At 61.1% G+C, this 17,099-nt stretch carries 16 protein-coding genes, 1 tRNA gene and 1 pseudogene; 16 read left to right on the top strand and 2 right to left on the bottom strand.

All coding sequences use genetic code 11. The annotated features are described in order from the left end of the window. Window positions 1-360: 360 nt before the first annotated feature. The 8 genes from ACJ8IL_RS23280 to nqrM are packed head-to-tail and all read left to right on the top strand — an operon-like array spanning window position 361 to window position 7,470. On the top strand, window positions 361-1,710 hold the full coding sequence (locus ACJ8IL_RS23280) for a Na(+)-translocating NADH-quinone reductase subunit A (RefSeq protein WP_342096007.1): 1,350 nt from the start codon (window positions 361-363) through the stop codon (window positions 1,708-1,710). Window positions 1,711-1,713: 3 nt separating this feature from the next. Further along, window positions 1,714-2,955 carry an NADH:ubiquinone reductase (Na(+)-transporting) subunit B gene (locus ACJ8IL_RS23275; protein ID WP_442516874.1) on the top strand — a complete coding sequence of 414 codons (1,242 nt, stop codon included), beginning with the start codon at window positions 1,714-1,716 and terminating at the stop codon, window positions 2,953-2,955. After that, window positions 2,945-3,739 carry a Na(+)-translocating NADH-quinone reductase subunit C gene (locus ACJ8IL_RS23270; RefSeq protein WP_025301668.1) on the top strand — a complete coding sequence of 265 codons (795 nt, stop codon included), beginning with the start codon at window positions 2,945-2,947 and terminating at the stop codon, window positions 3,737-3,739. Before ACJ8IL_RS23275 ends, ACJ8IL_RS23270 begins: the two co-directional genes overlap by 11 nt. Next, a complete protein-coding gene (locus ACJ8IL_RS23265) occupies window positions 3,732-4,361 on the top strand; it encodes an NADH:ubiquinone reductase (Na(+)-transporting) subunit D (RefSeq protein ID WP_004930232.1) in 630 nt (209 codons plus the stop codon). The genes ACJ8IL_RS23270 and ACJ8IL_RS23265 overlap by 8 nt, the downstream gene beginning before the upstream one ends. A gap of 6 nt (window positions 4,362-4,367) precedes the next feature. After that, window positions 4,368-4,964 (top strand): NADH:ubiquinone reductase (Na(+)-transporting) subunit E, encoded by a 597-nt coding sequence (gene nqrE / locus ACJ8IL_RS23260; RefSeq protein WP_004930235.1) that lies wholly within the window; start codon window positions 4,368-4,370, stop codon window positions 4,962-4,964. Between the two features lie 15 nt (window positions 4,965-4,979). Beyond that, the gene (nqrF, locus tag ACJ8IL_RS23255) at window positions 4,980-6,203 is read left to right on the top strand and encodes an NADH:ubiquinone reductase (Na(+)-transporting) subunit F (RefSeq protein WP_043135532.1); all 1,224 of its coding nucleotides are present in this window, start codon (window positions 4,980-4,982) and stop codon (window positions 6,201-6,203) included. After that, on the top strand, window positions 6,204-7,235 hold the full coding sequence (locus ACJ8IL_RS23250) for an FAD:protein FMN transferase (protein WP_308370000.1): 1,032 nt from the start codon (window positions 6,204-6,206) through the stop codon (window positions 7,233-7,235). A 7-nt stretch (window positions 7,236-7,242) separates the two neighbouring features. Continuing rightward, window positions 7,243-7,470, top strand: a complete 228-nt coding sequence (gene nqrM / locus ACJ8IL_RS23245; RefSeq protein ID WP_016928987.1) for a (Na+)-NQR maturation NqrM — start codon at window positions 7,243-7,245, stop codon at window positions 7,468-7,470. 26 nt (window positions 7,471-7,496) lie between these two features. On the opposite strand, the gene ACJ8IL_RS23240 is transcribed toward nqrM, so the two are convergent. Next, window positions 7,497-8,393 (bottom strand): glycerophosphodiester phosphodiesterase family protein, encoded by an 897-nt coding sequence (locus ACJ8IL_RS23240; RefSeq protein ID WP_308369999.1) that lies wholly within the window; start codon window positions 8,391-8,393, stop codon window positions 7,497-7,499. A gap of 183 nt (window positions 8,394-8,576) precedes the next feature. Between ACJ8IL_RS23240 and dinB the strand changes: the two genes are divergently transcribed. Beyond that, window positions 8,577-9,638: a DNA polymerase IV gene (gene dinB, locus ACJ8IL_RS23235; RefSeq protein WP_025301672.1), complete on the top strand. Its 1,062-nt coding sequence runs from the start codon at window positions 8,577-8,579 to the stop codon at window positions 9,636-9,638. Between the two features lie 41 nt (window positions 9,639-9,679). Here dinB and pepD read toward each other — a convergent pair whose 3' ends face one another. After that, window positions 9,680-11,140: a beta-Ala-His dipeptidase gene (gene pepD, locus ACJ8IL_RS23230; RefSeq protein WP_025301673.1), complete on the bottom strand. Its 1,461-nt coding sequence runs from the start codon at window positions 11,138-11,140 to the stop codon at window positions 9,680-9,682. A 337-nt stretch (window positions 11,141-11,477) separates the two neighbouring features. Between pepD and gpt the strand changes: the two genes are divergently transcribed. The 7 genes and pseudogenes from gpt to ACJ8IL_RS23195 form a co-directional block, all read left to right on the top strand. Continuing rightward, window positions 11,478-11,936, top strand: coding sequence for a xanthine phosphoribosyltransferase (gene gpt / locus ACJ8IL_RS23225; RefSeq protein ID WP_025301674.1), 459 nt, complete (start codon window positions 11,478-11,480; stop codon window positions 11,934-11,936). 141 nt (window positions 11,937-12,077) lie between these two features. Continuing rightward, entirely contained in the window at window positions 12,078-13,325 is a 1,248-nt protein-coding gene (frsA, locus tag ACJ8IL_RS23220; protein WP_021504999.1) for an esterase FrsA, read from the top strand. A 60-nt stretch (window positions 13,326-13,385) separates the two neighbouring features. Next, window positions 13,386-13,787 carry a sigma factor-binding protein Crl gene (crl, locus tag ACJ8IL_RS23215; RefSeq protein ID WP_004930258.1) on the top strand — a complete coding sequence of 134 codons (402 nt, stop codon included), beginning with the start codon at window positions 13,386-13,388 and terminating at the stop codon, window positions 13,785-13,787. A 116-nt stretch (window positions 13,788-13,903) separates the two neighbouring features. Then, the gene (gene proB, locus ACJ8IL_RS23210) at window positions 13,904-15,007 is read left to right on the top strand and encodes a glutamate 5-kinase (protein WP_015376738.1); all 1,104 of its coding nucleotides are present in this window, start codon (window positions 13,904-13,906) and stop codon (window positions 15,005-15,007) included. A gap of 9 nt (window positions 15,008-15,016) precedes the next feature. Continuing rightward, entirely contained in the window at window positions 15,017-16,270 is a 1,254-nt protein-coding gene (gene proA, locus ACJ8IL_RS23205) for a glutamate-5-semialdehyde dehydrogenase (protein WP_060432508.1), read from the top strand. Window positions 16,271-16,457: 187 nt separating this feature from the next. Beyond that, window positions 16,458-16,533 (top strand) — tRNA-Thr (locus ACJ8IL_RS23200). Window positions 16,534-16,694: 161 nt separating this feature from the next. Beyond that, window positions 16,695-16,973: pseudogene (locus ACJ8IL_RS23195) on the top strand (Arm DNA-binding domain-containing protein); the annotation flags it as partial. Window positions 16,974-17,099 lie beyond the last annotated feature (126 nt).

The raw sequence follows: 17,099 nt of genomic DNA, 5'->3' as shown, positions 1-17,099 counted from the left end.
AACAGGCGAAATTTAATTGCGTTTGCTTGACCCAAGTCACGACGGAACGCAGAACAATGTTGCGAACAATGTTAATATTCTCTCTTCAATTTAACGCACTGTGGCGATTGAAGCGGCAAGAGTTATTGCATATAACCCGGCCGTTTTGATGGTTATTTGGCTACAGGCCGTTAACACATCGACTGTCGCGCAAACAACGGAAAAGGGGAATCAAGGGAATGCGCGTTACCCCGTATTTTCACTGCGAGAAAGTTCATGTTGGGCGTGCCGCCGTGCGCACTGCCCGGCAATCCTGGCATCGTCAGCACCCGCCTCTGGGGCCGGGCAGACGTGTAAACCCAACTACATCGTATAAATCCTATGATTAAGATCAGAAAAGGGTTAGATCTGCCGATAGCCGGGGCTCCGGTTCAGGCGATCCAAGATGGCCCGAATATTCAGCATGTCGCCCTGCTTGGGGAAGAGTATGTCGGAATGCGTCCCTCCATGCTGGTGCAGGAAGGCGATACCGTTAAGAAAGGCCAGGCGTTGTTCGAAGATAAGAAAAACCCCGGGGTTTTCTTCACGGCTCCCGCCAGCGGCCGCATCGCTGCGATTAACCGCGGCGAGCGGCGCGTATTGCAATCGGTGGTGATTGCGCTGGAAAACGGCGGCGACGATCAGCTCGAGTTCGCGCACTACCCGCTGGGGGAATTGGCCCAGTTGCCGCGCGAACAGGTCGAGAGCGAACTGATCGCCAGCGGTCTGTGGACCGCGCTGCGCACCCGCCCATTCAGCAAAACGCCGAGCCCCGGCAGCGAACCGCGCGCCATTTTCGTCACCGCGATGGATACCCAGCCGTTGGCCGCCGATCCGCAGGTGATCATCGCCGAGCAGCAGGCGGCGTTCAACGCCGGGCTGGTGGTCTTGGCGCGTCTGACGGCGGGCAAGGTACACGTATGCCACGCCGCCGGCGCCTCCGTTGGCCAGCAGAGCGGCCCGCAGATCGCCTACAGCGAATTTGCCGGCCCGCATCCCGCCGGGCTGGTGGGCACCCACATTCACTTCCTTGAACCGGTTAGCCTGAAGAAAACCGTTTGGCACATCGGCTACCAGGACGTCATCGCCATCGGCACGCTGTTCACCACCGGTAAGCTCGATACCCGCCGGGTCGTGGCGCTGGCCGGGCCTCAGGTGGCGCAGCCGGCGCTGCTGCGTACCCGCCAGGGGGCCAGCCTCGAGGAGCTGACCGCCGGCCGCCTGAAAGACGGTGAGAACCGGGTGATCTCCGGTTCGGTGCTGAACGGCATGCACGCCGCCGGGCCGAACGCCTGGCTCGGCCGCTTCCACTCGCAGGTGTCGGTGCTGGAAGAAGGGCGCGACAAAGAGCTGTTCGGTTGGATCGTGCCTTCGCCGAACAAGTTCTCCATTACCCGCACCACGCTGGGCCACTTCCTGAAGAACAAACTGTTCGCCTTCTCGACCACCACTAACGGCGGCGAGCGCGCCATGGTACCGATCGGCAACTACGAGCGGGTGATGCCGCTGGATATTTTGCCGACGCTGCTGCTGCGCGATTTGCTGGCGGGCGACAGCGACAGTGCGCAGGCGCTGGGCTGCCTGGAGCTGGACGAGGAAGATCTGGCGTTATGCACCTTCGTTTGCCCCGGCAAGTATGAGTACGCGCCGGTGCTGCGCGAGGTGCTGACCAAGATTGAGCAGGAAGGATAACCGATGGGCCTGAAGAATTATTTTGAGAAGATAGAGCATCACTTCACGTCGGGCGGCAAACTGGAAAAGTGGTACCCGCTGTATGAAGCGACCACCACGGTGTTTTATACCCCCGGCACGGTGACGCGCGGCGCTTCGCACGTGCGTGACGCCATCGATTTGAAACGCATGATGATCCTGGTGTGGTTGGCGGTGTTCCCGGCGATGTTCTGGGGCATGTACAACGTCGGCCAGCAGGCGATCCCGGCGCTGCACCATCTGTACAGCGGCGACGCGCTGCAACAGGTGCTGGCGGGCGACTGGCATTATCGTCTGGCGCAGTGGCTCGGCGCCTCGCTGGCGGCCGACGCCGGCTGGGTCAGCAAAATGGTGCTGGGTGCCTGTTACTTCCTGCCGATCTACGCCGTGGTGTTCGTCGTCGGCGGCTTCTGGGAAGTGCTGTTCGCCATCATCCGCAAACATGAGGTCAACGAAGGCTTCTTCGTCACCTCTATCCTGTTCGCGCTGATCGTGCCGCCGACCCTGCCGCTGTGGCAGGCCGCGCTGGGCATCACCTTCGGCGTGGTGGTGGCCAAAGAGATCTTCGGCGGCACCGGGCGCAACTTCCTCAACCCGGCGTTGGCCGGCCGCGCCTTCCTGTTCTTCGCCTATCCGGCGCAGATCTCCGGCGATCTGGTGTGGACCTCTGCGGACGGTTTCTCCGGTGCGACGCCGTTGGCGCAGTGGAGCGCTGGCGGGGCGCACAGCCTGAGCAACGTGGCCACCGGCCAGTCCATCAGTTGGATGGACGCCTTCCTCGGCAACATTCCCGGCTCCATCGGTGAAGTCTCCACGCTGATGATCCTGATCGGCGGGGCGATAATCCTGTTCGGCCGCGTGGCCTCCTGGCGCATCGTCGCCGGCGTAATGCTCGGCATGGTGGCTTCCGCCCTGTTGTTCAACGCCATCGGTTCGGACACCAACCCGATGTTCGCCATGCCGTGGTACTGGCATCTGGTGCTGGGCGGCTTCGCCTTCGGCATGATCTTTATGGCGACCGACCCGGTTTCCGCCTCCTTCACCAACAAGGGGAAATGGTGGTACGGCATTCTGATCGGCGTGATGTGCGTGCTGATCCGGGTGGTCAACCCCGCCTATCCGGAAGGCATGATGCTGGCGATCCTGTTCGCCAACCTGTTCGCACCGCTGTTCGATTACCTGGTGGTGCAGGCCAACATCAAGCGGAGAAAAGCCCGTGGCGAATGAAGCGAAAAACGACGGCATCGGTAAAACGCTGCTGGTAGTGCTGCTGCTGTGTCTGGTGTGTTCAGTGGTGGTGGCGGGCTCCGCCGTCGGCCTGAAGTCCAAACAGCAGGAGCAAAAGCTGCTCGATAAGCAGCGCAATATTCTCGACGTAGCCGGCCTGTTGCAGCCGAAAATGGAGAGCGAGCAGGTCAAGCGCTTATACAGCGAACGCATCGAACCGCGCCTGGTGGATCTGAACAGCGGTGAGTTTGTCGCCGGCAAGGCGGCGGCGTTCGATCTGGGCGCCGCGCTGCGCGACGACGCCAAAAGCGTGGCGTTGCCCGCGGGCGACGATCCGGCCGGCATCAAGCGCCGCAGCAACCAGGCGGAAATCTACCTGGTGCGTGACGAAAGCGGCCAGGTGAACAAGCTTGTGCTGCCGGTATACGGCACCGGCCTGTGGTCGATGATGTACGCCTTCGTGGCGCTGGATAACGACGGCAATACGGTCAAGGGCATCACCTACTACGACCAGGGGGAAACCCCAGGGCTGGGCGGTGAGGTCGAGAATCCGTCCTGGCGCCAGCAGTGGGTCGGTAAGCAGCTGTTCGACGACAACGGCCAGCCGGCGATCCGCGTGGTGAAAGGCGGCGCACGTCAGGGGGATGTGCACGGAGTGGACGGCCTATCCGGCGCCACGCTGACCTCCAACGGCGTGCAGCATACGTTTGATTTCTGGTTGGGCGAGCACGGCTTCGGCCCGTTCCTGAAAAAAGTTCGTGAAGGAGCGCTGAAAAATGGCTGATTCCAAAGAGATAAAGCGGGTCCTGCTGGGGCCGCTGTTCGACAATAACCCGATCGCCCTGCAGGTGTTGGGCGTCTGTTCTGCGTTGGCGGTGACCACCAAGCTGGAGACGGCGGTGGTGATGACCATTGCGGTGACGCTGGTGACCGCGTTCTCCAGCTTCTTCATCTCGCTGATCCGTCACCATATTCCCAACAGCGTGCGCATCATCGTGCAGATGGCGATCATCGCCTCGCTGGTGATCGTGGTCGATCAGCTGCTGCGCGCTTATGCGTTCGAGATCTCCAAGCAGCTGTCGGTGTTCGTCGGCCTTATCATCACCAACTGCATCGTGATGGGGCGCGCCGAGGCTTACGCCATGAAGTCGCCGCCGATCGAGAGCTTTATGGACGGCATCGGCAACGGGCTGGGCTACGGGGTGATCCTGGTGCTGGTCGGTTTCCTGCGCGAGCTGATCGGCTCCGGCAAGCTGTTCGGCGTCCCGGTGCTGGAAACGGTGCAGAACGGCGGTTGGTACCAGCCGAACGGCCTGTTCCTGCTGGCGCCGAGCGCGTTCTTCATCATCGGCCTGCTGATCTGGGTGCTGCGCACCCTGAAGCCGGCGCAGATCGAAAAGGAGTAAAGGCCGATGGAACACTATATCAGCCTGTTTGTGCGCGCGGTGTTCGTCGAGAACATGGCGCTGGCGTTCTTCCTCGGGATGTGTACCTTCCTGGCGGTGTCGAAGAAGGTCTCGACCGCCTTTGGTCTAGGCATCGCGGTGACCATCGTGCTCGGCATTTCGGTGCCGGTGAACAACCTGGTCTACAACCTGATCCTGCGCGACGGCGCGCTGGTGGAAGGCGTCGATCTGAGCTTCCTCAACTTCATTACCTTCATCGGCGTGATCGCGGCGCTGGTGCAGATTCTGGAGATGATCCTCGATCGCTTCTTCCCGTCGCTGTATAACGCGCTCGGCATCTTCCTACCGCTCATCACCGTGAACTGCGCCATCTTCGGCGGCGTGTCCTTCATGGTGCAGCGCGACTATAACTTCGCAGAATCGGTGGTGTACGGCTTTGGTTCCGGCACCGGCTGGATGCTGGCGATCGTCGCCATGGCGGGGATCCGCGAAAAACTCAAGTATGCCAACGTGCCGGCAGGGCTGCGCGGCCTGGGCATTACCTTTATCACCACCGGACTGATGGCGCTGGGCTTCATGTCCTTCTCCGGTGTTCAGTTGTAAAGGCGGGAAGAATTTATGGAAATTATTTTAGGCGTAGCCATGTTCACCACCATCGTGATGGTGCTGGTGTTGCTGATCCTGTTCGCCAAATCGAAGCTGGTGAACACCGGTGACATCGCGGTGGAAATCAACGGCGATCTGGATAAGAGCTTCCATGCGCCGGCGGGCGACAAGCTGCTCAACGTGCTCTCCAGCCAGGGGATCTTCGTCTCCTCGGCCTGCGGCGGCGGCGGTTCCTGCGGCCAGTGCCGGGTGGTGATCAAAGAGGGCGGCGGCGATATCCTGCCGACCGAGCTTTCGCACATCAACAAGCGCGAAGCGAAAGAAGGGTGCCGCCTGGCGTGCCAGGTGAACGTGAAGCAGAACCTGAAAATCGAGCTGCCGGAAGAGATCTTCGGCGTGAAGAAATGGGAGTGCGAGGTTATCTCCAACGATAACAAAGCCACCTTTATCAAAGAGCTGAAGCTGAAGATCCCCGATGGTGAGGACGTGCCGTTCCGCGCGGGCGGCTTTATCCAGATCGAAGCACCGGCGCACGACATCAGCTACGCCGACTTCGACGTGCCACAGGAGTATCGCGGCGACTGGGACAAGTTCAACCTGTTCCGCTACCGCTCGACGGTGAACGACACCACGGTGCGCGCCTACTCGATGGCCAACTACCCGGAAGAGAAGGGCATCATCATGCTCAACGTGCGTATCGCCACGCCGCCGCCGAACAATCCGGACGTGCCGCCGGGCATCATGTCTTCCTATATCTGGTCGCTGAAAGCCGGTGACAAGGTGACCATCTCCGGGCCGTTCGGCGAGTTCTTCGCCAAGGACACCGACGCCGAAATGATCTTCATCGGCGGCGGCGCGGGCATGGCGCCGATGCGTTCGCACATTTTCGATCAGCTCAAGCGCCTGAACTCGAAGCGTAAGATCACCTTCTGGTACGGCGCGCGTTCGCTGCGCGAGATGTTCTATGAAGACGACTTCAACCAGCTGCAGGCGGAGAACGAAAACTTCACCTGGCACGTGGCGTTGTCGGATCCGCAGCCGGAAGATAACTGGACCGGTTACACCGGCTTTATCCATAATGTTCTGCTGGAGAACTACCTGAGGAACCACCCGGCGCCGGAGGACTGCGAGTTTTACATGTGCGGGCCGCCGATGATGAACGCCGCGGTGATCAAGATGCTCAAAGATCTGGGCGTCGAAGACGAAAACATCATGCTGGATGACTTTGGTGGCTAAATGCGCGCATTGGCGATGAAGAACTGGCTGACGGGCGTGGCGCTGAGCGCCACCCTGCTGCTGACCGGCTGTGGGCCGGAACAGGTGGACCTGACGGGTAAAACCATGGGCACCTCGTATTCGATCCGTTACGTGACCGGTGACGATACGCCGTCGGCGCGCGAAATGCAGGCGGAGATCGACAAACGGCTGGAGCAGGTGAACGACCAGATGTCCACCTACCGGCCGGACTCCGAGCTGAGCCGCTTCAACGCCAGCCGCGACATTGACCGGCCGTTCCCGGTTTCGCCGGCCACCGCTGAGGTGGTGCGCGAAGCGCTTCGCATCAACCGCGTCACCGACGGTGCGCTGGACGTGACCGTCGGGCCGCTGGTCAACCTGTGGGGCTTCGGCCCGGAAGGGCGGCCGGATAAAGTGCCGAGCGAGGCGGAGCTGGCGCACCGTCGCGCCTGGACCGGGGCCGATAAACTGTCGGTGCAGGGCAACGCGCTGGTGAAAAACATCCCCGAGCTGTATGTCGACCTGTCGTCGATCGCCAAAGGGTATGGCGTGGACGTGGTGGCGGAGTACCTGCAATCGCAACACGTGCAAAACTACATGGTGGATATCGGCGGTGAAGTCCGCACCCGCGGGCGCAACGGCGAGCAAAAGCCGTGGCGCATCGCCATCGAGCGCCCGACTGCCGGTACGCAACAGCAGGCGCAGCTGGTGATCCAGCCGGGGGAGATGTCGATCGCTACCTCGGGTGACTATCGCAACTACTTCGAGCAGGACGGGGTGCGCTATTCGCACACCATCGATCCGGTCACCGGCCGACCCATTCACCACCGTTTGGTGTCGATCACCGTGCTGAGCCCGACCTGCATGACCGCCGACGGCCTGTCCACCGGCCTGAACGTGATGGGGCCGGAGCGCGGCCTGGCGCTGGCCAACCTGCTCGGTATCCCGGTGTTCATGATTGTGAAAACCGCCGACGGGTTTGAGGAGCGTTACTCAGACGCGTTCAAGCCCTATCTGAAAAAGCGTTCGTGAGGTTGCTATGTTGACGGTATTCGCCGCTACTTTCGTGTTGTTTCTGCTGATCGTCGGCGGCATGTCGCTGGGCTATGTGTTCAAACGCAAAAGCCTGCAGGGCAGCTGCGGCGGCATCACCGCGCTGGGCATGGAGAAAGTCTGCGACTGCCCGGAGCCGTGCGATGCGCGCAAAAAGCGCGAAGCCAAAGCGGCGCAGCGGCGCGAGCAGTTGGAAAAGCACCGTATTCTGTAGCGAAAACCCGGCCTTGGCCGGGTTTTTTATTTCGCCTTGCGGAAGCTTTTCGCCTCGGCCGGCGAGTTGACCATCACGCCGTCAGCGCCCAGCGCCAGCGCCTGCTGATATTCCTGCGGCGAGTTGACGCCGAACAGGATAATGTGCGCCGGGCCCTGCGAGCGGAAACAGTCCATCGACTCTTTATCCCAGGTCAGAAACGCCTTCGAACGCCCTTCGCCGAGGGTATATTTTTCCACCACTTCCACCTCGCGCTTCAGCTCCAGTCCGTACCAGCGCGGCTGGCGGTTGTCCGGTTTGACGTCGCACTGGTGCGCCATGGTGATATTGGCCAGCAGCGTGCGGGTTTCGTCGCGGCTTTCGAAGCGCGGGATGGCCGGCGGCAGCGCCTGCAGGTATTTGGCGTCGGTGGAGTAGACGCGGGTGCGGTTCAGGCTGTCGGTGCTTTCCAACGTCGCCAGCAGCGTCTGGCCAAACTGCGCCGGATCGGCGTCCGGGGATTTGATGTCCAGATAAAAAGTGACGTGCGGAAACGCTTTAAGCACGTCGTCGAGCCGTGGAATGCCGATGCCCTGGCCGCGGAACGGGTGCGCATCACCCTTGGCGAAGGCCCAACCGGCGTCGGTCTCGGCCAGCTGCGCGGCGGTATAGGCAGAGACCGGGCCCTGCCGGTTGGTCAGCGCTTTCAGGTTCGAGGGGCGATACAGCACGATGACGCCGTCTTTGGATTCTTGCAGGGTGATCCAGATGGCGTCGGCGCCGTTTTTCAGCGCGGTTTCGATGGCGATGCGGGTGTTCTCCGGCGCATCGGCGGTGCCGCCGCGGTGGGCGACGATCGCCGGCGCATGACCGGCGGTGGCGCTGGCCGCCAGCGCGCTCAGCGACAGCGCGGAAGCCAGCAGCAAATAAGAAAATCTGATCATGTAGGGTACCTTGTCGTTATCGTTGTGGTGAGCCGCACGGGATGGCGGAAATCATACTATTGAAAAATTAAGCTTTTTTAACAACGCGGAAATATCTGGCGGAAACGGTGCTTTCGTCGAATCCTGCGGCCTTGAGCTTTCGGTATCTGACTGTATACTTATACAGTGTTACTGGAGGGTGCGATGCGTAAAATCATTCATGTCGATATGGACTGCTTCTTCGCGGCGGTGGAAATGCGCGACGATCCCAGCCTGCGTGATATCCCGCTGGCGATTGGCGGCAGCGCCGATCGCCGCGGGGTGATCAGCACCGCCAACTACCCGGCGCGGCGCTACGGCGTGCACAGCGCCATGTCCACGGCGATGGCGCTCAAGCTGTGTCCGCATCTCACCCTGCTGCCGGGGCGCATGGCGGCCTACAAAGAGGCCTCGCTGCACATCCGCGAAATCTTCGCCCGCTATACCCCGCTGATCGAGCCGCTGTCGCTCGATGAAGCCTATCTCGACGTGACCGACAGCCCGCAATGCAACGGTTCGGCGACGCTGATCGCCCAGGAAATCCGTCAGGCGATCGCCGACGAACTGAACCTCACCGCGTCGGCCGGCATCGCGCCAATCAAGTTTCTCGCCAAAATCGCCTCCGAGATGAACAAGCCGAACGGGCAATACGTGATCACGCCGGCGCAGGTGCCGGCGTTTTTGCAGCAGCTGCCGCTCAGCAAGATCCCCGGCGTCGGCAAGGTGACCGCCAAGCGGCTGGAGGAAGTGGGGCTTATCACCTGCGCCGACGTGCAGCAATACGATTTGGCGCAGCTGCTCAAGCGCTTCGGCAAGTTCGGCCGGGTGCTGTGGGAGCGCTGTCAGGGTATCGATCGGCGCGAAATCTCTCCTGAGCGGCTGCGCAAATCGGTGGGGGTGGAGCGCACGCTGGCGGAGGATATTCACGACTGGGAAGACTGCGAAACGCTGATTATCGACAAACTCTATCCCGAGCTGGAGATGCGGCTGCGCAAGGTGAAGCCGGATCTGCACATCGCCCGGCAGGGCGTGAAGCTGAAGTTTCAGGATTTTCAGCAAACCACCCAGGAGCACGTGTTCCCGGTGCTGAACCGGCAGGATTTGCTGGAGGTGGCGCGGCAGGCGTGGCGCGAGCGGCGCGAAGGGCGCGGCGTGCGGCTGGTGGGGTTGCATGTGACGCTGCTCGATCCGCAGCTGGAGCGGCAGCTGGCGCTGTCGTGGGAATAAAAAAGCCGGCGGTCGCCGGCTTTTTGCGTTAAGCGTGCAGATTACGCGCGCTCAGGGATTGCTTTCAGCAACGAGGTCAGCAGCTTCCAGTACAGGCCGACGCTTTCGATATGCACCTGCTCATCCGGCGAATGCGGGCCGGTGATGGTTGGCCCGATCGATACCATGTCCATGTTTGGATATGGCTTTTTGAACAGACCGCATTCCAGACCGGCGTGGATCACCATGATGTTCGGCGTCTTGTCGAACAGATCCTGATACAGCTCGCGCACCAGGTGCATCACCGGCGAGTCGGCGTCCGGCTGCCAGCCCGGGTAGCCGCCCTTCGGCGCCACTTTAGCGCCGGCCAGCTGGCCCAGCGCGGTCAGCATCTCGACCACGTAGTCTTTGCCACTGTCGATCAGGGAGCGGATCAGGCAGATGATTTCCGCTTCGTTTTCGCTGGTGGTGACCACGCCGACGTTCAGCGAGGTTTCCACCACGCCTTTCACCGCGTCGCTCATGCGGATCACGCCGTTCGGCGTGCCGTTCAGCAGCGCCAGGAAGCGCTGCTGGCTGTCGGCGCTCAGCGCCAGCGAAGCGCTGGTGGTCGGCTCCAACAGCACGGTGATGTTCTTCTCTTTGGCGGAGAGTTCGTTCTGCAGCACGGCCAGGAACTCCTGGCTCAGCGCTTTCAGTACGTCGGCCTTGTCCGCCGGCACCGCTACCACCGCGGAGGCTTCACGCGGGATGGCGTTGCGCAGGGTGCCGCCGTTCAGGTCCAGCACGCGCAGGTTCAGCGCCGCCGCATGGGCGAACAGGAAGCGCGCCAGCAGTTTGTTGGCGTTGCCCAGCCCGACGTGGATCTCGGCGCCGGAATGGCCGCCTTTCAGGCCCTTGAGGGTCAGCTTCAGGGTTTGGTAACCGGCCGGCACCGCTTCGCGCTGCAGCGGCAGGGTGGTGATGAAGTCGATACCGCCGGCGCAACCCATGTAGATTTCGCCTTCTTCTTCGGAATCGGTATTGATCAGGATATCCGCCTGCAGCCAGTTCGGCTGCAGCCCGAAGGCGCCGTCCATACCCGCTTCTTCGGTCATGGTCAGCAGCACTTCCAGCGGGCCGTGCTCAACGCTGTCGTCGGCCAGCACCGCCAGGGCGGAGGCCATGCCGATGCCGTTGTCGGCGCCCAGCGTGGTGCCGCGCGCTTTCACCCACTCGCCGGCGATATAAGGCTGGATCGGATCCTTGGCGAAGTCGTGTACGGTGTCGTTATTCTTTTGCGGCACCATGTCCAGGTGTGCCTGCAGCGCGACTGGCTTGCGGTTTTCCATGCCTTTGGTGGCTGGTTTGCGCAGCAGGATATTGCCGACCTGATCACGCTCGGCGTGCAGGTTCTTTTCTTTGGCCCAGGTGAGGATGTGCTGCGCCAGCGCTTCTTCATGATAAGAAGGGTGCGGGATAGAACAGATCTTGGCGAAAATATCCCACAGCGGCTGTGGCGAAAGCTGAGACAATTCAGACACTATAAGTCTCCTGTGACGGCAGGCTCCGACAGGACGGGCATGCCGCGCGGTTAAGGTGAGCGGGTATCTGTGCGTCGTGGCACGATCGTCAGAGAATATCACTTTATTTCCGGCGGTGCGCCCCCCGTATTGTGCGGTTTAAGCGCTTGATCACATGGCTTCGCTGCGGGAACGCTCGCTTTTTCAGCATCAATCACCGAAAAGCCGCCCGGCGGAAATCGCGAGGTTTTCCTCGGTACAGCTGGAATTCAACGCGGCCAGTCTCTATAATCTCGCGCAACCTTTTTTCCCCTGAACTACAAATAAGCCGCTTCACCGCCGGCTGGGACACGATTCTATGAGCGAAAAATACGTTGTTACCTGGGATATGCTGCAAATGCACGCACGCAAGCTGGCGCACCGCCTGCTGCCTGCCGACAAATGGACGGGCATCATTGCCGTCAGCCGCGGCGGCCTGGTGCCGGCGGGCCTGCTGGCGCGCGAACTGGGCATCCGCTATGTGGATACCGTCTGCATTTCCAGCTATGACCATGACAACCAGCGCGAAATGAAAGTGCTCAAGCGCGCCGAAGGCGACGGTGAAGGCTTCATCGTGGTGGACGATCTGGTGGATACCGGCGGCACCGCGAAAGCGATCCGCGACATGTATCCGAAAGCGCATTTCGTCACCATCTTCGCCAAGCCGGCGGGCCGTCCGCTGGTGGACGACTACGAAGTCGACATCCCGCAGGATACCTGGATCGAACAGCCGTGGGACATGGGCGTCAGCTTCGTTCCCCCGATCGGCGGCCGCTAAGCCCAGCCAGTTCCAGCCCAACGCCCGGTTATGCCGGGCGTTTGCGTTATCTTGGTTTATCCCGCCAGAGTTAGGTACACTACCTCCAGTTAAGTAGGCCTTTTGCGGCCTATCGCCAGATTTACGGAGGCTGTTGTTACCATGGCACAGGCCAACCTTTCTGAAATTCTTTTCAAGCCCAAATTCAAACACCCTGAAACCTCGACGCTGGTGCTGCGCGCGCGCAACAAAGTGAGCGCCGCCATGCATTCCGCATTGGAAGGCGACACCACCGGCAGCTGGTATCGCATGCTGAATCCGTTGCTGTGGGCCTGGCGCGGCGTCAGCCCGATCGAAATCCACGAAGTGCTGGCGCGCATCGCCGCCTCGGACGCCGAGCGCAGCAATCCGCAGCGGCTGGATACCGTGGTGGGCTACCGCAACGGCAACTGGATCTACGAGTGGATCCATCAGGGCATGCAGTGGCAGCAGCGGGCGACGGAACAGCAGGATCCGCTGCTCGGCGGCGAGTACTGGCTGAAGGCCGCGAGCCTGTACAGCATCGCCGGTTACCCGCACCTGAAGGGCGACGAGCTGGCCGAACAGGCGGAGATGCTCGCCAACCGCGCTTACGAAGAGGCGGCGCTGTTGCTGCCGTATCAGCTGAAAGAGCTGGAGTTCCGCATCGAAGGCGGCGGCAGCGTCACCGGTTTCCTGCACATGCCGGAGAAGGGCGAGGCGCCGTTCCCGACGGTGCTGATGTGCGGCAGCCTCGATACGCTGCAGACCGACTATCATCGCCTGTTCCGCGACTACCTGGCGCCGCACGGTATCGCCATGCTGACGCTCGATATGCCGTCGATCGGTTCTTCGTGCAAATGGAAGCTGACGCAGGACTCCAGCTACCTGCACCAACAGGTGCTGATCCAGCTGGCCTCGGTGCCGTGGGTGGATCATCAGCGGGTGAGCGCCTTCGGCTTCCGCTTCGGCGCCAATGTGGCGGTGCGGCTGGCCTATCTGGAGCCGCAGCGGCTGCGCGGTGTAGCCTGCCTGGGGCCGGTGGTGCATCGCCTGCTGTGCGACAGCAGCACCCAGTTGAACGTGCCGGACATGTATATGGACGTGCTGGCCAGCCGCATGGGCATGGCTAACGCCTCGGACAACGTGCTGAAGGTGGAGCTGAACAGCTACTCGCTGAAAATGCAGGGGCTGCTGGGGCGCCGTTGCCCGACGCCGATGATCTCCGGCTACTGGGAGCGCGATACGCTCAGTCCGAAAGAGGAGTCGCAGCTGATCGTCACCTCCTCGGTGAGCGGCAAGCTGGTCGCCATCCCGCGCACCCCGGTGTACGACAGCTTCCACCGGGCGTTGCTGCAGATGTCCGGTTGGCTGAGGGACAAAATGCGTTAATTAGTTGCTAAATTTTAACAGTTTGTTAAAAAGAGTGGTCTACATTGAGGAGGTTAGAGAATGACGTTACCGAGTGGTCACCCTAAAAGCCGACTAATGAAACGTTTTGCCAGCTTGGGGCCGTACCTGCGTGAAGGGCAATGTGAAAACGACCGTTTTTTCTTTGATTGTTTGGCCGTCTGCGTCAATGTAAAGCCCGCTCCGGAGAAGCGTGAGTTCTGGGGCTGGTGGATGGAGCTGCAGGCGGAAGAGGCGCGCTTCACCTATTCGTACCAATTCGGCCTGTTCGACAAGGAAGGCGACTGGACGGCGCAAAACATTAAGGATGATGAAGTAAACGCCAAGCTGGAAGACACCCTGCGCGACTTCCATCGCCGCCTGGGCGAGCTGCTGGCGACCATGGAACTGGGGCTGGAACCCGCCGACGATTTCAAAGAAAAACTGATCAAACTCTCCGCCTGACCCCGTTTGACCACGTATTGTGCTGATTTCGCGTTGTGCCTGTTGGCATAACGCGTCTCTCCTGTTACAAAGACCTTTGCACTCTTCTTCTCATCATTACACACGGCAGAAATACTATGAACGGCAGCCAGACATTGGTTGTGAAATTGGGCACCAGCGTGTTGACCGGCGGATCGCTGCGTCTGAACCGCGCCCACATTGTCGAATTGGTGCGCCAATGTGCGCAGCAACACGCCGCGGGCCACCGCATTGTCATCGTCACTTCCGGCGCCATCGCCGCCGGGCGCGAACACCTGGGCTACCCCGAGCTGCCCGCCACCATCGCCTCCAAGCAGCTGCTGGCAGCGGTAGGGCAGAGCCGGCTGATCCAGCTGTGGGAACAGCTGTTCTCCATTTACGGCATTCACGTCGGGCAGATGCTGCTGACGCGTGCCGATCTGGAGGACCGCGAGCGCTTCCTCAACGCGCGCGACACCATGACGGCGCTGCTGGATAACCGCATCGTGCCGGTAATCAATGAGAACGACGCCGTCGCCACCGCCGAAATCAAGGTGGGCGACAACGATAACCTGTCGGCGCTGGCGGCCATTCTGGCCGGGGCCGACAAACTGCTGCTGCTGACCGATCAGCAGGGCCTCTACACCGCCGATCCGCGCAACAATCCGCAGGCCGAACTGATCCGTGAAGTGCACGGCATCGACGACGCGCTGCGCGCCATCGCCGGCGACAGCGTCTCCGGTCTGGGCACTGGCGGCATGGGCACCAAGCTGCAGGCGGCCGACGTGGCCTGCCGCGCCGGCATCGACGTAGTGATCGCCGCCGGCAGCAAGCCGGGTGTGGTGGCGGACGTGATTGAAGGCAAGCCGGTGGGCACCCGTTTCCACGCGCTGGAAACCCCGCTGGAAAACCGCAAGCGCTGGATCTTCGGCGCGCCGCCGGCCGGCGAGATCACCGTCGACGACGGCGCGGTGGAAGCGATGATGGCGCGCGGCAGCTCGCTGTTGCCGAAGGGCATCCGCGAAGTGAAGGGCGACTTCTCGCGTGGCGAAGTGATCCGCATCCGCAACCTGGCGGGGCGCGATCTGGCGCACGGCGTCAGCCGCTACAACAGCGACGCGATGCGCATGATCGCCGGGCACCACTCGCAGGAAATCAGCGAGATCCTCGGTTATGAATACGGTCCGGTGGCAGTGCACCGCGACGATATGATTGTCAGTTAAGGAGTGAGCATGCTGGAGCAGATGGGGAAGGCCGCCAAGCAGGCCTCCTGGCAGCTGGCGGTGCTGAGCACGGCGAAGAAAAATCAGGTGCTGTCGGTGATGGCCGACAGGCTGGAAGCCAACAGTGAAGCGATCCTGCTGGCGAACGAACAAGACATGGCGCAAGCGCGCGCCACCGGCATGAGCGAAGCGCTGCTCGATCGCCTGCTGTTGACCCCGGCGCGGCTGGCGGCGATCGCCAACGACGTGCGCCAGGTGTGCCGCCTGAACGATCCGGTCGGCCACGTGTTGGACGGCAACCTGCTGGACAGCGGGCTGAAGCTGGAGCGCCGCCGGGTGCCGCTCGGCGTGATCGGCGTGATTTACGAGGCGCGGCCGAACGTCACCATCGACGTCGCCAGCCTGTGCCTGAAAACCGGCAACGCGGTGATCCTGCGCGGCGGTAAAGAGACGCATAACACCAACCAGGCAACGGTGAAAGTGATCCAGCAGGCGCTGGAGCAGTGCGGCCTGCCGGCGGCGGCGGTGCAGGCGATCGACAGCCCGGATCGTGCGCTGGTGAACGAACTGCTGCGCCTGGATCGCTATGTCGACATGCTGATCCCGCGCGGCGGCGCCGGCCTGCACAAGCTGTGCCGCGAGCAATCGACCATCCCGGTGATCACCGGCGGCATCGGCGTGTGCCACACCTACGTGGATGCCGACGTCGATTTCGACAAGGCGCTGACGGTCATTGAGAACGCCAAGATTCAGCGCCCGAGCGCCTGTAACTCGCTGGAGACGCTGCTGGTGAACCGCAGCATCGCCGCCGAGTTCCTGCCGGCGCTGAGCGCCAAAATGGCGGCGGCGGGCGTGACGCTGCACGCGGCGGAAAACGCGCTGCCGCTGCTGCAGGGCGGCCCGGCGACGGTGGTGCCGGTGAACGCGGAAGATTACGACGATGAGTGGCTGTCGCTGGATCTGAACGTGCTGCTGGTGGACGATATCGATCAGGCCATCGACCACATCCGCACCCACGGCACTAACCACTCCGACGCGATCCTCACCCGTTCGCTGAGCAGCGCCGAGCACTTCGTGCGCGCGGTGGACTCCTCGGCGGTGTATGTCAACGCCAGCACCCGCTTCACCGACGGCAGCCAGTTCGGCCTGGGCGCGGAAGTGGCGGTAAGCACCCAGAAACTGCACGCCCGCGGCCCGATGGGCCTGGATGCGCTGACCACCTACAAGTGGATTGGCTACGGCGACGATCTGGTGCGCAGCTAAGGCCGGATTGTGACAGTAAAGAGGTCAGGGCGTAGCGTGCTGCGCCCTGATTTTTTGGGAAGGGCCAACGTGGGGCAGTCTGGTTGCTTGCAAAACAACCAAACGCCCCGGCGGCTATTGACTCATTTCGTGCGCAGGTCTACCTTGTTCAACGCACTTCCGGCTTGCCCCGCAGGCCCGGCTCGATGCCGATATAGCTCAGTTGGTAGAGCAGCGCATTCGTAATGCGAAGGTCGTAGGTTCGACTCCTATTATCGGCACCATCTCCTCTTCCTGTAATGTCCGAGCAAGTACATAAAAATCTTTAAAAACATATCGATAATGATTTTATTGTCCGTGTGCTTCCGAGGTTATCCCGTAGAATCCAAATTTAAATGTGTGTAGCATTGTGTATAACTTTGTTCGGTATGGAAATTCTATACACATGCGTCTCAATGATATGCAAATACGTCGTGCCAAGTCAGGTACCAAATCTTATACACTTGGCGATGGTTTAGGCTTATCTCTTCTAGTTGAACCCAACGGCAGCAAAAGCTGGCGTTTCCGCTACCGCTTTGGCGGTAAACCAAAAATGATTTCTTTTGGTGTTTATCCAACTGTCACATTGGCTGAAGCGCGTAAAAAACGTGATGAGGCCAGGAGAATAGTGGGTGAAGGGCGTAATCCTAGTGACATTCGTAAAGAGCAGAAATTAGCTCAACAAGTAGGTGTGACCTGCCCCCAGGATTAGATACAACCTTCAGTTAGTAATGTCGGTTGGTTTTTCTTCATATTTCCTGTTTCGCCAGTCCGTTGCGAATTCAGCTGGTGTCTGGTAATCCAGTGATGA

Source organism: Serratia sp. CY47444, from assembly GCF_052168635.1.
GTDB classification, from domain to species: domain Bacteria; phylum Pseudomonadota; class Gammaproteobacteria; order Enterobacterales; family Enterobacteriaceae; genus Serratia; species Serratia bockelmannii.
This window is presented reverse-complemented; position numbering and strand designations above follow the sequence as displayed.